The sequence below is a fragment of the bacterium genome, from assembly GCA_023150945.1.
Lineage (GTDB): Bacteria > Zhuqueibacterota > Zhuqueibacteria > Zhuqueibacterales > Zhuqueibacteraceae > Coneutiohabitans.
Genome location: JAKLJX010000011.1, coordinates 1 through 15,703 on the forward strand (window position 1 = coordinate 1; position 15,703 = coordinate 15,703).

Sequence of the window (15,703 nt, forward strand, 5' to 3'; positions counted from 1 at the left end):
GTTCGATGAGAGATTCAATTCCGCAACGTCCTGTCGCCAAATCAACGGTATTGAGGCTGTAAAAACGCGTGGGGCCATGCAGATAACGCGGGCCGACGAAATCCGATTGATGAACCGAATTGACCGTGGTGGCTTCCAGCGCGGGGTACTTGCGGCCTTTGGGTTCATAACGACCGGTTCGCCGATGCGTCAACTCATGCCGGCTGAGAATACGATTGATCGTTCGCAACGACGGCAGCGGGCTTATGCCTTCTTCTTCCATTTCCCAGCGAATTGCCTGCGCGCCACAAAAACGGCCGTGGTTATAAAGATTGAGGCGTATCGATTTAACGATTTGCTCAATCTCGAAAGGCGTATGCGTGGGATTGGTTTGCGGTCGCCGTGATTTCTCGTCGATCCAGTTGGGATCGTCTGAACAATAACGCGCCAGCCATTTGTAGAGCCAAGTGCGTGAACGCTTCAGGGAAAGGCAAATATCTGCAACCTTTTCACCCGCGAGAAAACGTTGAACCGCTAAAAGCCGTTGTTGTTTGGTTTTTTTTGAGACATGAAATCCTCCTTAAGTTTAAACGAAGATAATCATGTCCAGCAACGAATTCAAAGAACATTAAATTTGTCCACGATGTCGTGGCACTTATTTTTGTCAACGATGTCCTGGCACTTGTCATTTAATCCCTCTTCCCCACCGTTTGAAAGCTCGCCCGCGCCGGGCATAACTGCGCCCTCGCCCGAGCCGCGCGCCCATGTTGAACGACTCCAATACGCCAATCCACCGTTGCGACCACCAGGTTTTTCCGATGCTCCCGCCCCGGCTCTTGGTTTTGATGCCGTCTTTGACGGCTTTGGGTCGCGCGGGGCGGTACCAATAGTAATCCCAGTATGCCATGTTTCTCCTTGCTTCAACTCTTACTCGTACTCATGAGCATACTCATACTCGCTTTTCAAAAACTCAAAGGGGCTGCGCAAAAATAATTTGTGCCGCTGAAGCGTAATAGTAACATTATGTTTGCAGAATTCTTGGGGAATTCCTGCACTTTATAATGTTACCAGTAATTCCAATGGTATTTTAGTCTTGCGCAGCCCCTAAGAGCGAGTATGAGTAAGAGTACGAGAGAATTAGTTTCATGATTCAACACTCTCCCGACTCAATGCAAACACCTCTCGCAATTCATCCGTCGATAATTCAGTGAGCCACCCTTCACCCGTTCCGACTACATTCTCCGCCAGCTCTTTTTTGTTCTCGATCATCCGATCAATCCGCTCTTCCAAAGTCCCCAAACAAACGAACTTGTAGACCTGCACATTTTTCTTTTGGCCGATGCGAAACGCGCGGTCCGTGGCTTGGTTTTCCACGGCGGGGTTCCACCAGCGGTCGAAATGGAACACCTGATTGGCCGCGGTTAGATTCAAGCCCACGCCGCCGGCTTTGAGGGAAAGGATGAAGAGCGGCGGCCCGGAAGACTGCTCTTGAAAACGTTGCACCATGGCATCGCGCTGCTTCTTGGGCGTGCCGCCGTGCAAGAACATGACTTCGACGCCGAGACTCTCCTGCAAATCATGCCGCAGCAGCGTTCCCATTTCCGTAAACTGCGTGAAGAGCAGGGCCTTGTCATTCTCCGAGAGCGCTTCCTCCAACATTTCTCGCACACGCGTCAATTTGCCGGAACGATCTTCCAAAACGCTGCCGTCTTTCAAGAAATGCGCCGGATGATTGCACACCTGCTTTAGCTTCAGCAATGTCGCCAGCACCAACCCTTTGCGCTCGATGCCTTCGGATTTGGCAATCTTCTCCAACATCTCTTTGACCACGGCTTCGTACAACGAGGCCTGCTCGGCGGTCAGGTTGCAAAAAACTTTCATTTCATTTTTCGCCGGCAGGTCCTGGATGATCGTCGCATCGGTTTTGAGCCGCCGCAGCACGAAAGGCTGGATCAGATTCTTCAACGCCTGCGCCCGCTCCGAATTGCGGTAGCGCTCGATGGGCACGGCAAAGCGGCTGCGAAAATCATGCGCCGAACCGAGATAACCCGGATTGAGAAATTCCATGATCGACCACAACTCGGAAAGCCGGTTTTCAACCGGCGTGCCCGTGAGCGCCACGCGATAATCCGCCTGCAGTCGCCGCAGCGCCTGCGTCTGTTTCGTCGCGGTGTTTTTGATATTCTGCGCCTCGTCCAAAACCAGACTATCCCACTGCATCATCGCCAGCGTCGCTTCGTCGCGATGGGCGAGGGCATACGTGCTGATCACCACGTCGTGCGCTCGCGCTTCTTTCTCAAACACTTTTTCGGAGAGCCGTTCCGCGCCGTGATGAATCATCACCCGTAGCGACGGCGCGAAACGCTGAATTTCTTTTTGCCAATTGCCCACTACCGAAGTCGGACAAATCAACAACGTCGGTCGCGGCTTTTGCTTGCCGCCGCGCTCGTGCAGCAGCAACGCAATGAACTGGATCGTCTTGCCCAATCCCATGTCATCCGCCAAACAAGCGCCGAGTCCGAATTGTTTCAGAAACGCCAGCCACGAAAATCCCCGCACTTGATACGGACGCAGCTCGCCATGAAAAGTTGACGGCGAGGGCAGTGACTCGATTTTCACGCCGTCATGCAATGTGCTGACGATGTCACCCACCCAGCCTTGCGCGCTAAAACCGGTGACTTTCAATCCGGTTTCGGATGTATCGCCGCTGAGGCCAAGGCGCAACGCCTCGCGTAACGACATTTCGCCTTCGCCGTGCCGTTTCTTGAAGAAAGCGATGGCCTTCTCGATTTCTTCCGGTTTCAGCTCGACCCATTGGCCGCGAACTTTGACCAATGGCACTTTCAGACTCGCGAGCTTCTCGAACTCTTGCGGACTGAGGGTTTGATCGCCGAGCGCAATTTGCCAATTGTAGGCGACGATGCCCTCCATCCCCAGCAAGCCTTCACCGGTTGATGATGATGCGCCATTTGTTTTCGGTTGCACATTCAACTTGACACCGAGCCGCAGCGTTGGTTTTTGCCACCACGCCGGCAGCAGCACGCCGAAGCCGCTTTGCTCCAACAACGGCGCGGTTTCCCGCAGGAATTGATAAGCCTGCGGCGTTCGCAGCGCGAGTCCCGAGGGCCGCGCCGTTTTGAGGCTGGCTTCAATGGCGGGAAATACGCGGCTGGCCTTCGCCAGATCCGCGAGCAAGCGTTCTTGTGGATTCTCGAATTTGCGTTTGAGAAACGTCAACGTGCCGCCGCGCGTGGCCCAAACCTTCTCCGAAGGAATCATCAAGCTGCGATCTTCCACCGCTTGCAAATGAAAACTGATGCCCCATTGCCTCGATTTAGGGCCGCCATCTTCGGGCGCATCCAAACGAAAACACGTGCGAAACGGCGCAGTTGAAGGACTCGGACGAATTTGCTCCAGCCACACATTGACCTGTTTTAGAAACGCCGCCATTTCCGCCTGCGACGCGGTGAGAACGGGATCGCTCGACGACAACGCCTGCAACCACGCCTCCGGCAGCGGCAGATTTTCACGGCGGCGGGCAGAGCTTTTGGTGAAAATTTGATTCGACGACAACTGCTGGCGCACGAAATGATCGGTGGTCTGATTCAAAAAATGCAGCACCATTTTCAACGGCGCGGGTGATTCTTCCGAACTCGCGGCACGGCAAATCGGCGGCATGGCCTTGGCCAGCATTTCCGCGCGCGTGAAATCGGCTTCGGACAGATAAACCGACCACCCGGCGCGATAAGATTTTGCCGCGTTTTTTTCCTCCATCACCAGCGGAAAGAAACTCTGCCGAGTGATCAGCTCGATGGCGAATTTTGCCACCTCCGCCCAGTAACGCAGCGAAGCGCCGAACGCAATCGCCGGTGTGGCTTGATTCGGCAACGCCAGCAAGAAATCCAGCGCCAAGCCCGGCGCGAAGACAGCCGAAGGCATCAGCCAAGTCTTCAACGCCTCGGGAGTAGAAGACGGCTCATCTTGATCACGAATAAGCTGCGGCGAGGGCGCAGGCAAATCGTTTGTCGACGGCAGGCGCAGGGCCAGTTTGTCAAAGCTGACGCTTTCAGCAATCAGGCTGCCGGAAATCTCCGCGATGAGTTCTTTCAGCTTCTTGTCTTTGACGGCAAAGGGATGGGGCAATGGCTTGGGGATTTTGGCTTGCCGGCCTCTGGGCTTCTTTGCCGGCGCCGGTTTTTCGGAGGTTTCTCCCCAGAGATGGAGTACCCCCGATGAATCGGATTTCCAGAGAGCATGTAGCGCGTGCATTTGGGCGGCGATATTTGTTGGAGGTGAATGCCGTTGACAAGGATTATCCCACGGGATGAACGGCGCGTGGACATTGTAGCCGCTGCCGGCGTGCAGAGGCCGCAACGTTGCGGGCAGTACTTCAAACCCAGTGGTTACGTTGGGCCTGCCAGGGCGGAGTCCTTAACGGAATTTGCGGCTGAAATTCGTAATCGTTATGCCCACAACTTTCCTGCCGCGCGTTCTGATCAAAACACCGTCTTCGAGCAAATCCGTGTCGGTCGCGTTTTGCGGACGCTCCAAGCTGAGGTACAAAACATCGGCTTCGTCGTCGAAATCAAACCACAAATTCTTGGCACCGACTTTTCGAAGATGAGGCGATGCTTTGAGAATTTCTTTGACGAGGGTTGCCGTTGCCAGATAGTTCTCCGTAGATCATGACGTGGTCTCTGCCGGAAAAAACTGCTCAGCGGAAATCTGTTCAAGAAACCACCACCATGCCGACGGCATCGGATTATGCTGTCTCAGCTTGACGAATTCGGGCGCGCCGCCGCACTCCGAAATAATTTGTCCGCTATTGGTCGCGAGTTTTTCATCAGCAAAAAGCAGGCGGGCGGCTTGCAGAGTTGTTAGCTTGCTGCGCTGCTCTTCAAGCGCATCGCGATTGGTCAACATGTTGAGCACTTCGAAGCGGCCCAGACCTGCCGGATTGGCAGCATCTGTTTCGTATGCTTTGAGCAAGGCTTCAAGATTCATCATGGGATCAACTCACCAAGTTTGCCAAGCAGTTTATAGCCTTTTGTTGAATCAAAGTATCGTTCGAGGAGATCGGGCGGAAACGCCGTGTCCCACAAACCTTCTTCATCGAAGAATACCGCCCACTCTTCGTGAACGACGAAATAAAGTGTCTCGGACGGCATATACTCGTAAACCGCTGCGGCGGTAGATTGAAGAACTTTCATGCCTCTTCGAATGAGATCGCTTTCAGCCGCGTCTGGAGGAAGATGACCGCGCATCTTTCGTCTTTGCAGATGATTCGCAATGCTTGCCGGACCGCCTTTCCATTGACATGCCAGGGCCTTTTCGTAAGCATGGCGAAATCTTTCAATACGATCTTCTAAAGCCATTGGTCTTCCGGCAATCGGTCAAAATCGAGCCTAGGCGTAATTTACTGCGCCTCGGTTAAGAATGCAAGCTATGATTGCGATTGATGATCTACGTTGTACTCTTGCTGCCCGCAATATGAATATTGCGGTGCGTGTTCACGGCCACCACTTGGCAGTATCGCCGACGGCGCGGGCGGTTTCGCGCAGGACGGGCACGCCGCCTTGCGCGGCAGTGACGGGAAGCGCCGTTGGATAAGGCCATCCTTTGAGGAAAGTGTCCTTGCCAAAGACGATCCAACGGGGTGAATGGCTTGGAAAAGTTGTGGCCGGCGGGTGCGGGCGACTGCCAGTCCTTCTCCTGCCCAACAAGTGATCGCGCCTGGCAACCGCGAAGGCCACAGCATATAGAAAAGCTAATCATTCATGCTCGGATGACTTTGAGATGCCATTCACAGCGATCAGAATACGCGGGATTCTGCCTGATCATCCAGATGCAACGCTGCCGCGCAGGGTTCGCTGAGGATTCTGGTCAATCTCACTCTGCGAACTTCGCGATCCCGTGGCAATCCTTGGAATCTATCGCGGGACGCCGCTATCTTGACATTTGGGAATGCTCTCGTGAAATGTCATGCCGGCAGGATTTGGTGAGGTACTTGACATTGCGCCTGCGACTTCACCAGTTTCAGAAAACTCATCTCCAACGACAGCACCGCATTCACGCAATTTGATCCGGTATCTTCGACTGGCTGTCTTCATAGTGCCGGCGGCAAAGCCAGAGGTAATCGCCGGTGTAAGTGGGCATGCGCTTGAGGCCCAGCCGTTCCTGGTGCGGATCATGAGCGCGCAGAAAAGCGTGCAACGCGAGCACGCCGGAGCGCTCCGCCTCGCTCAACATGCCCTCGCGCAGCCGGCTGTGCCCGGTCAGCTCGAGATCACGCAGCAGCTTGTCGGCGCCCTCTTTTGCCAGCTCGAGATGATCTTCGACTCCCCATTTTTTGATCGTGTCGGCCCCGAAGTAAACATTCACTGCCGGCGCCACCAGCGGCAACAACGTCTTCAACACGCCGGTGATGAAATTGGCATAAGGCGCAACACGCTTGAGCCAGTCGCGGGTGGCCTCCACTTCATACACGCCCATGCCTTGCTCCAGCACCGGATGCTGGCAGTCTTTGGCCTCACACCACAATTGCAGCCGGTATTGCTTGGCGAAGGGGTGTTTCCAATTGCCGTCCGCCGGCGCCAGCGTGAACAGCCGCGGCCCTTCCTTCGATTCGGCGGCGATCGCCTGCATGATCGCCATGACGTAGTTGGCGAGACGGCTCTCCAATCCCGCCATCTCCTGCTGCAGTGCAGCAAAGCCGGCAGCCAACTTGGTCTCGATGCGACGCAGTTGGGTACGTGAATCTTCCTCGGCGAAGCCGTAAAGCAACGCCACCAGGTCCTGCCGTTTGCGGCAGACCTGGCAGCGAATGTCACGATCACCTTCCTCGAGAAACTGCCGCAGGGCAGCGATATCGAACCGGCCTTCACAAAACCTGCCGCCGGATTTCTCCGGGCAGGGCACGGCAAAATAGTAGCGGCCTTTCATCCCGGGCCAGTTGTCGGTGATCAACTTGTGCAGCGTGCGGCGCAACACGTTCATAAAAAATTCCGGCCACCAGGCTTCGGCATAGAGGTGCAGCTCGCGGCCGCGCAGTTCCACCAGCGCCTCACCGTGAGGGCGGTAGCGCAGAAACATGCCCTTTTGCCAGTGCAGCGGCTCCATGCTGCCGCGGCCGGCGGCGTATTCATTGGTGCGCACGATCAGCCATGGCACCAGGCCCGGCGGCGCATCTTCCATCACACAGACCAGCGCGATGCGGCGCCGGCCGGAGGAGGCCGTTTCCTCCGGCAGCCAGGGCAAGGCCGGCCGCACCTGCGGTACGTGTTGCGCGACCAGGCTGGCATCTCCTGATTCCAGGCGATAGGAGACGTCGTATTTCTCCATCAAGCGCAGAAAGAAGGGATAGAATTGCGGCGCGTAACGCGGCTCGCCTGCAAACGGATGATCCCACCACACTTCCCGCAAGCACTGATCCGGCAGAATGCCGTTACTCTCCTGGGTGGCGCGATCTTCGAGCACGAAGCCGATGGCCTTGGTGAGCCATTCCGGCTGCAGCACCACGAAGTCTTGCAGGCGCTCATCTTCCACGTAGTGCACGGTGTAGCCGAGATCATGCATGAGGCGCGCCAGCGCGCGGGTGGCCGGTTCATTCAAATGATGGCGGCGGCACACCGCAGCGAATTCCTCATAAGAGAGATAAGGCTGGGGCAGGGCCAGCAGTTCGTCGCGGCTCTCGCGCCAGTCGCGATTGAATTCCATCCCCATCTGCTCCAGGTCTTTGGCCGCATTCTGGATCAGTCCTTGCAATTCGCGCAGGCCGACTTTTTCGCCGGTGGCCGGATCATCGACCAGGCTGTCGACTTCGTGAAAGCCGGCAATCATGCTGCCGAAGTCGCGCAGAAAAACCGGCTGGTCGATGCGCGCCAGGCGCTGGCCGGTACGGCAATGCGTGGCCACGATGATCACGCGGGCCTCATCGCCGACGCGCAGGCGAATCAGCTTCAGCCAGTCTTCCACCTGGCATTGCTGCACGCCCATGCGCGGCTCCCACACCAGCAGATAGACCGACCTTTTGCTGAAGAAAAATTGATGCGTGACGCGATAAATCTCCTGGCCGCCAAAATCCCAGGCATTGAGTTGAATATTGACGCCCGCCTTCTCCGGATGAGGCAGGCGTAATGCCTGGATGTTGATCTTCACGCCATGCGTGGTCGGTTCGCCCACGCGCGGCTCCTGGCCGGTGAGCGCGCGCAGCAGAGTGGTTTTGCCGACACCGCCTTCGCCCACCAGCACCAGCTTGGCTTCGTAAAGCTCTTCACGCTTGGCCGGCTCATCCAGGCTGTGCAGATAGGCATGCAGGGTGTCGAGTCCCGCGGCGAAAGCGCTGGCCAGGGCGGGATTGAGCGGATTGTCCTGCAGATCGATGCGGTGCAGTTTCTTCAGGCGTACGAGCGCGCGCGGCACTGCGGTCAGTTGGTTAGCGCTGAGACCAAGGTTCTGCAAATTGCAGAGCTGGTCGATCCATGCCGGCAGCACGGTCAGAAGATTGTTATTGAGAACGAGCGCCTGCAGCGCGGTGAGCTGGCGCATGCTCTCCGGCAGGGCAGCAAGCTGATTCTTGGAAAGATCCAGCCGTTGCAGATGCGCGAGGCTGCCGAGAGTTTCCGGCAGCGCAGACAGGAGATTTCGGCTGAGGTCAAGGGTGTGAAGATTGCCCAGCTCTGCAATCCACTCCGGCAGTGCCAGCAAGCGATTGCTGTTGAGCACCAGCGTTTGGAGATCGACGAGTAGCCGCAGGCTTTCCGGCAGGAGGGTCAGGCGATTGGAGCTGAGATAAAGCCGGCGCAAGCCGGTGAGGCGGCCGATCGCCGCGGGAACTTCGTCCAGGCGATTGAAGCTGAGCGCCAGCCATTTGAGATGGACGAGCTGATCGAGAAAGCCGGGCAGGCTGGTGAGCAGATTGCCGTTGAGGTCGAGCCGTCGCAGATTGATGAGCCGCCCCACGACGGCGGGAACCGTTGCCAGTTGGTTGTAGTCGAGGCAAAGCCATTGTAGAGGCGCCAGCTCGCCGAGCCAGTCCGGCAGTGCGGTCAGGCGATTGCCGCGCAGGTTGAGCTCCTGCAGTCCGGCAAGCTGGCTGATTTCCCGGGGAAGCTCAGTCAGCTTTCTTTCGGAAAGGTCGAGGATTGTTGCCTGCTCCCGCATTGCCTGACTGAGGGTCTTGGCCAGCCCTTTGCGTCGCGGGATGCCGGCTTTTTTCCTGGGCATATCGACCTCACGCGGGGATGAAGGCATTCGCCGCGGGATTGAAATTCTCTTTCGCGAATTCCCCGGCGGGCGGCGATTGGTTCAACGAATCACAACGAATCAACGCGCCGCCTCACACATCAAAAATCACCTGCGCCTCCCAGCCGGCAACGGTTTCGCGCACGTGCAGGCCGTGATAGGTCACCGCTTTGATTTCGGTTCTGATTTCGTGGCGTTGCAAATCGATCTTTTCACCGTGGGCCAGGGCGGAGAGAGCGGTGGGAGAAAACCGTTTGATCTCGAATTGTGAAAAGACTTCCAGGCCGTGGAGGCAGCAGAAATTCAATTCGGACAGCCACGCCACCAGCAGCGCTTCCACATCGCCGGCGGTTGCGTGAATCGCGCGCGTAAAGGCGGGCCGCACCGTTTCCAATTCGGTAATGGCGTCGAACAGCGCGCGCGCCGCAACAATGAACAGCTCCGGCAGGGTGGCGGCGTAGAGGCGGTAGCCGACGTCCGCGGTGTGATCAATCGGCTCGAAGCCGGAAGAGGGTGTTGACATCACGCCGGTCTCCTGGCGCCTTGGAAGCAAAGGCGTGCAGAAACACAAAAAGCCGTTCACTGAGCGTCACTTCGGGCTGCATTTATGCGGGTCTCATGACGCTCTTGAAAATCTCCAACTGTTTCGATTTCCGTCAAAAAAATTCCCGCCCAGAGGCAATGCCGCACAGGCTCGCAAAGATTTCTTGCTGATCAGATGCCGGACAGCTCCACCCGCTCCAATTGCTGCAGAACGTACTTGCGAATCTCGGTGGGCGGCTGCGGCTTGTACAGCAGTTTGCCGGCGCGCATCATTTGGACGAAGAGCGGTTCCATGTCGCCGTTGATTTCATGCGCCACCGGCTGCACGATGCGCTCGCCGGTTTTGCGATTGTGCCAAAGATGCTTGCGGCCGGATTTCTTGCCGCGCTTGGCAATGGGCTTGCCGTCGATCTCGACGATGTCCATGGCAAAGTCCATCACCGGCGCGTTGGAAATCGCGGTGCCGACGCCGTAGGCATCGGCGATGACGTTGTATTGCAGGATCTTCTCCTCATCGATGCCGCCGGAAAGAAAAATCTTCACATGATTGTAGCCGCGCAGATCGAGCTCCCAGCGGATCTCGCGCGCCAGGCTGACAAAGTCACCGCGGCGGTTGCTGGGCGTATCCAGCCGGATGTAGGCGAGATGCTCGCCGAGCGCCTCGGCGACGCGCAGGGCTTCGAATTTTTCGTCGTTGAAGGTGTCGATGAGAATCGCGCGCGGCACTTCCGGCTCGATGTGCTGGTCAAACGCCTGCGCCGCGGCCACGGTATCGCCCACCAGCAAAATGAAGGCATGCGGCGTCGTGCCCGAGGGCTTGATGTTGAGCAACTGCGCCGCCGCCACCGAGGCCACGCCGTCGCAGCCGCCGATGAAGGCATTGCGCTCGATCATGGGCGCGATGGCGGGATGCATGCGCCGCGCGCCGAAGCTGATCACCGGCCGGCCGGCCGCGGCTTTCTTGCAGCGCGCCGCGCGCGTGGCCACGCCGGTGGCCTGGCTGAGCAGGCCGAGCAGCGCGGTTTCATAAGGCCCGAAGTCGAGATAGCGGCCCTCGATGGTGAGCACCGGCTCGTCTTCGAAAAACAGCGACCCTTCCGGCAGCCCGTCAACCGACACCGGCAGCCGCTTGAGAATCGTCATCGCCTCCTCCAGGCCGGCGAAGATGCCCCAGTTGTTGGGCCGGGGAAATTTTTTCAGAATGAATTCAACCGCGACGTGCGCATCCTTGCCCAGCTCGGTGAGCATGTGCCGGGTACGCTCGAAGTAAACGTCGGTAACCTGGCCGGAGAGAATGTCTTCGGCGGAGGCGAGGTGAAACATGGCCGCATCCCATTTGATGAAATGAGCACCTGCCGGATCAACGGCGGGAATGTGAGCGACTTGAATTATCCTTTCTTGCCGTGCCGGGCAGATCCTTCGCCGGCGACACTTTTCGCCTGCGCGTGGCCGGCCGAATCGCGCAAGCGCGGCGAAATATAGAGAAAATCCCACTGGCAAACAACAGCCGATTCAGGGGCATTGCACCCGCATTTTCAGCGTGTCGCCGCGCTGTTGGAGAATCTCCACCGCGAGGCCGGGCACTGGCTTGTGCAGCCGGGTCAGACGGCTGAGCGGCAGGGGTTGGCGCGCGGCCAACACCTCGCGGCTGGAATCGGCGCGGGCAGAGGGCACGCGAAAAATGTCCCGCACGGCATTGTCTTCGCCGCTGCGGCCGTCGGCTTCGAGCAGATCGCTGTAGCCGCCGCTGATGCGCCAAATCAACAGGCCACCGGCCTCACCCGCGGCGCGGCCGGGCAGGCCGCGATCGTAGCCGCGATGATAACGGCGATGCTCGAACAACAGCGCGAAGCCCTGCTGCGGAACCTTCCACAAGAAGTAATTGCGGCGATCATCGCCATACTTGAGCGTGACGCTGCGATTGCAGGGCATCTCATGCAACGCCAGCCAGCCGAGCTGGGCGCGAAACCACGGGCTGATGGGCGCGGGGCAATTGCCGAAGCCGCCGTCCACGCTGTTCTTGTGGCCGTTGCCCATCATGTCCCACAAGGAAACGTCGTGGTGCATTTCGCCGAGCATGTGATTCATTTCATGGCAAAACGGCCCCATGTGCGAGAGGCGGGCGTGGCGCGCTTCGTCGTAATCGTTGGCGCCGCCGGTGAAGGTCCAGCGCTCGGAGGAAAAGAAGAACTCCGGCAGCGGCCGGGAATCACACACGCCGAAGAGCTTGGCGCCCTTGCCGCGGCGGTTGCCGGCGTAGATGAGGGCGAGGCGGCGCTGCGGCGTGATGCGCACATCCAGGCCGTGGGCGGCGGCGGCGGCTTTGGCATGCGCGTAGAGCTTGTCCCAATTGGCCGCGCCGAAGTAGGCGGTTTTGGGCGCGCCCAACGGAATCCAGCGCGGCAGGCCGGCGGCCGTGGAGTCGTTGAGAATCTGCACGACCGGCACGTATTTGCCGCGCGACATTTCGGCAAAGTAATCGACGAAGCTGCCGAACACCGGCTCGCCCTCGGGCGAACGCATGCCGGTGCGTTCGGTGAAGTAGAGGCCGCGCGCAGCCATCATGTTGTAGAAATCGCGCCAGCGGTGCACGCGGCTGTACGGAATGCGAATCCCGGCGGAATCATACCCCGCGTGCGTGACGTCGTCGAATTCCACCAGCAGCAGGGCCAGCGTGTCGGGCGCGACCGGCAGCTTGGGCAGCACGGTGAAGCTGCGCAAGTCCACCACTTTCTGCGCCTGGGCAGCGCCCGCGATCGACGACAAAAAGAGGCAAAGCAGCAGACCGCGGCGGGGGATCAGAAAAATGGCCTTCACTGGGCAATCCCCGGCCAGGTCGCAATCGGATCAGTGGAGCGTACGACGTGCATGCCGGCTTGCGCGAACCTGCGGAAGGCGGCGTCCGCCTCTTCGGTGTAATCGATCGCGCCCGGCACCACCACCGGCGAGGTGCAATCTTCCAGCAAGTAGACTTTTCGCGCCAGCGTGGGATCGGTGACCACCATTTCATTGAGCAAATCCGCGATGGTCCACGCCACGCAATGGCTCTTGGCTTGGCCGGCGATGATGACCAGATCGAACTCCAGCAGCTTGTTGATCAGCCGCGTGTTTTTATGGGCAATGGTTTTGCCGCCGGGGCCGCTCAGCACCTCGGGCCGCAACACGGAGTAATTTTCGGTGAGGGGATTGTTGCCCTTCACTTGAAAATCCGGCTGGCTGCGGCGCACTATGCTGTGAAAGAAGATGGCCTCCTCGACCGCGGAAACCAGGGCATGGCCGATGCCGCCCAGCATCGCGTGGTAAGGCCAGATGGTCAGCGCGTATTTGTCGCCGCGCTGCAGCGCGGCGACATAATGCTGCAGATACCGCTGCCCCTCCAGCACGTCGAGATGGAGATTGTCCGCCACCGCGGGATTGAATCGCCACTTGCCTTGCGCGACGTCTTCGGCGGCAATCAAGGTGTAAGGCGCGGGATGCTCACCGCGCTCATTCACCAAAAAAATCGCATGAAAGATCTGCATGGCCTGGTGCGTATCCATGGTGGGGCAGATTTGCGTGAGGCGATGCAAGTTGCGATAGATGAATTCGCACAGGCGGCGGTTGTCTTCCACTGCGCCCCGGCCCGACCGGCCGCCGACATACAACTCAAAGCCGGGGATGCAGAAGGTGTTCTGCACGTCCACCGGCAACAAGCAGATGCGAAAACGGTCATGCGACGCCGGCAGGAGGTTGTGCTGCCGCGCCCAAGCTTCGGCGCTCAGGGCGCGGTCTTGATAGGGCACACGCCAAACTTCACCGACGGTTTCCGGATTGAAATGCGGCGGAATGGCAAGTTCTGTTTGAGTCATGGATGCAATATTCTCCTGCAAGGTTTTTGGCATTGCGGCAACAACGGCTCCATAGTACAATTTCATTCACTAAAATGAAAGGGCGTTGATGCAAGTCTCTCCGCGGGCGCAGGCTGCGCGCGGACGCCGGTGGTTTCGAACGGCCGCCGGTGGCGCGGGCGCGCAGCCGCCATTCCGAGGCCCGGCACTTGCTTTCCTCGTTTCCGCTTGTTAGCTTGTCGCCACCCAAAAGACACTTCTGCCCCGCTGCTATCTGCCAGATCAGTTCGGCGTTTTTTCCAAGCTCCGCCCGGGCTGCCAGGAGGGGTGAAATGCCTGAAGGTCCCTGGCAACCCAATCCACCGGTGCCGGCCGGAGCGGTGTGATCTCATCGCTTGGGCGGCGCCGCATTCATGACACCGCAGTTCTGCTCATCAAAACCGGAAGTGAATCTGAACAAGGAGGAGGAGAGAAGATGGGATCTGTGCACGTTGTCGATGTGCTCATCATTGTCGGCTACTTTGCCCTTATGCTGGCGATCGGGTACTGGGCATTCCGCAAAGGCAAGGAGGAAAGCGCGGACTACTTTCTCGCCGGCCGAGACGTCGGCTGGCTGGTAGTCGGCGCCAGCTTGTTCGCTTCCAACATCGGCAGCGAGCATCTGGTGGGATTGGCGGGCTCCGGCGCTGCCGGCGGCTTGGCGGTCGGCCACTTTGAGTGGCTGGCCTGCCTCATTTTGCTGCTGTTGGGCTGGCTGTTCGTGCCCTTCTACTTGCGCAGCGGCGTGTACACCATGCCCGAGTTTCTCGAACAGCGCTACAACGCTGCAGCGCGCTGGTATCTGGCCTCGGTGTCGATCGTCGGCTACGTGCTCACCAAGATCAGCGTCACTCTGTATGCCGGTGCCGTGGTGATTCGCGAATTGACCGGCATGGACATGCTGGCCAGCGCCCTCGCCCTGGTGATCATCACCGGCATCTATACCATCGCCGGCGGCCTGCGCGCCGTGGTGTACACCGAGGTGATTCAAACCTTCGTGCTGATTCTCGGTTCGGTCACGCTCACGTTCTTGGGGATCGCCGAAATCGGCGGCTGGCAAAGCCTGACTGCCAAGCTGCCCGCAGATTTCTTCTCGATGTGGAAACCGGTGAGCCACCCGGATTTTCCCTGGACCGGCATCATTTTCGGCGCGCCCATTCTGGGCTTGTGGTATTGGTGCACGGATCAATACATCGTGCAACGAGTGCTCGCGGCGCGCAACCTCGAAGAGGCGCGGCGGGGCACGATCTTCGCCGGCTTCCTGAAGATCCTGCCGGTGTTCATCTTCGTGCTGCCCGGCATGATTGCGGTGGCGCTTTTCAGTGACATCACCTCGGCGACTGCCGACCGCGCCTTTCCCACGCTGGTCACGCGCATCCTGCCCATCGGATTGAAGGGCCTGGTCATCGCCGGCTTGCTGGCCGCGCTGATGAGCTCGCTCAGCTCGGTGTTCAACTCGTGCTCGACGCTCATCACCTGGGATCTCTACAAGAAACTGCATCCCAGCGCCACCGAGCGCCGGCTGGTCATGGTCGGCCGCCTCGCCACCGGCGTGCTGGTGGTGCTCGGGCTGCTGTGGGTGCCGTTCATGAAATACATCTCCTCCCAGTTGTACATTTATCTGCAAAGCGTGCAGGCTTACATCGCGCCGCCGATTGCCGCCTGCTTTCTTTTCGGCCTGTTCATCACGCGGCTGAACGGCATCGGCGCAATGACTTCGCTGGTGAGCGGCTTCGTGCTCGGTGCGTTGCGGCTGGTTCTGGAGCTGGTCAACGGCACCGACAAGACTGGGCTGGCGGACGGCACGCTCTGGGCGTGGATCGCGGAGATCAATTTTCTGCATTTCGCCGTGCTGCTGTTCGTGATCTGCACCGTCATCCTCATCGGCGTCAGCCTTGCAACCAAGCCACCGGCGGCCGGGCAGATTGCCGGTTTGACTTTTGCCACCGCGCCGGCATCGGACCGCACCGCGGCCGCGGGCGCCGGCATGAAAAAGCAGCATCAGATCAACCTCATCCTGTCGCTGGTTCTGGCTGCTGTCATTGGCGTGTTGTGGATCATCTTCGCCTAGC

Annotated in this window: 11 protein-coding genes and 1 pseudogene; 1 reads left to right on the forward strand and 11 read right to left on the reverse strand. The window is 58.7% G+C overall.

Features of this window, described 5'->3' with window-relative positions:
- From L6R21_14960 to L6R21_15010, 11 genes and pseudogenes are all read right to left on the reverse strand, one after another.
- Nucleotides 1-547, reverse strand: a pseudogene (locus tag L6R21_14960) (helix-turn-helix domain-containing protein).
- Nucleotides 548-664: 117 nt separating this feature from the next.
- The gene (locus L6R21_14965; protein ID MCK6560493.1) at nucleotides 665-886 is read right to left on the reverse strand and encodes a hypothetical protein; all 222 of its coding nucleotides are present in this window, start codon (nucleotides 884-886) and stop codon (nucleotides 665-667) included.
- Between the two features lie 236 nt (nucleotides 887-1,122).
- The gene (locus L6R21_14970) at nucleotides 1,123-4,248 is read right to left on the reverse strand and encodes a DEAD/DEAH box helicase (GenBank protein MCK6560494.1); all 3,126 of its coding nucleotides are present in this window, start codon (nucleotides 4,246-4,248) and stop codon (nucleotides 1,123-1,125) included.
- A gap of 162 nt (nucleotides 4,249-4,410) precedes the next feature.
- The gene (locus L6R21_14975; protein ID MCK6560495.1) at nucleotides 4,411-4,530 is read right to left on the reverse strand and encodes a hypothetical protein; all 120 of its coding nucleotides are present in this window, start codon (nucleotides 4,528-4,530) and stop codon (nucleotides 4,411-4,413) included.
- Between the two features lie 132 nt (nucleotides 4,531-4,662).
- Nucleotides 4,663-4,986, reverse strand: a complete 324-nt coding sequence (locus tag L6R21_14980) for a hypothetical protein (GenBank protein ID MCK6560496.1) — start codon at nucleotides 4,984-4,986, stop codon at nucleotides 4,663-4,665.
- The gene (locus L6R21_14985; protein MCK6560497.1) at nucleotides 4,983-5,354 is read right to left on the reverse strand and encodes a hypothetical protein; all 372 of its coding nucleotides are present in this window, start codon (nucleotides 5,352-5,354) and stop codon (nucleotides 4,983-4,985) included. Before L6R21_14985 ends, L6R21_14980 begins: the two co-directional genes overlap by 4 nt.
- Before the next feature lie 694 nt (nucleotides 5,355-6,048).
- Entirely contained in the window at nucleotides 6,049-9,204 is a 3,156-nt protein-coding gene (locus L6R21_14990) for an ADP-ribosylation factor-like protein (GenBank protein ID MCK6560498.1), read from the reverse strand.
- 112 nt (nucleotides 9,205-9,316) lie between these two features.
- On the reverse strand, nucleotides 9,317-9,745 hold the full coding sequence (locus tag L6R21_14995) for an archease (protein MCK6560499.1): 429 nt from the start codon (nucleotides 9,743-9,745) through the stop codon (nucleotides 9,317-9,319).
- A 191-nt stretch (nucleotides 9,746-9,936) separates the two neighbouring features.
- Nucleotides 9,937-11,088, reverse strand: coding sequence for a nicotinate phosphoribosyltransferase (locus L6R21_15000; protein ID MCK6560500.1), 1,152 nt, complete (start codon nucleotides 11,086-11,088; stop codon nucleotides 9,937-9,939).
- 189 nt (nucleotides 11,089-11,277) lie between these two features.
- On the reverse strand, nucleotides 11,278-12,582 hold the full coding sequence (locus tag L6R21_15005) for a hypothetical protein (protein ID MCK6560501.1): 1,305 nt from the start codon (nucleotides 12,580-12,582) through the stop codon (nucleotides 11,278-11,280).
- A complete protein-coding gene (locus L6R21_15010; protein ID MCK6560502.1) occupies nucleotides 12,579-13,613 on the reverse strand; it encodes an isochorismatase in 1,035 nt (344 codons plus the stop codon). The genes L6R21_15005 and L6R21_15010 overlap by 4 nt, the downstream gene beginning before the upstream one ends.
- 454 nt (nucleotides 13,614-14,067) lie before the next feature.
- Here L6R21_15010 and L6R21_15015 point away from each other — a divergent pair, with 454 nt between their 5' ends.
- Nucleotides 14,068-15,702, forward strand: a complete 1,635-nt coding sequence (locus tag L6R21_15015) for a sodium:solute symporter (protein ID MCK6560503.1) — start codon at nucleotides 14,068-14,070, stop codon at nucleotides 15,700-15,702.
- Nucleotide 15,703 lies beyond the last annotated feature (1 nt).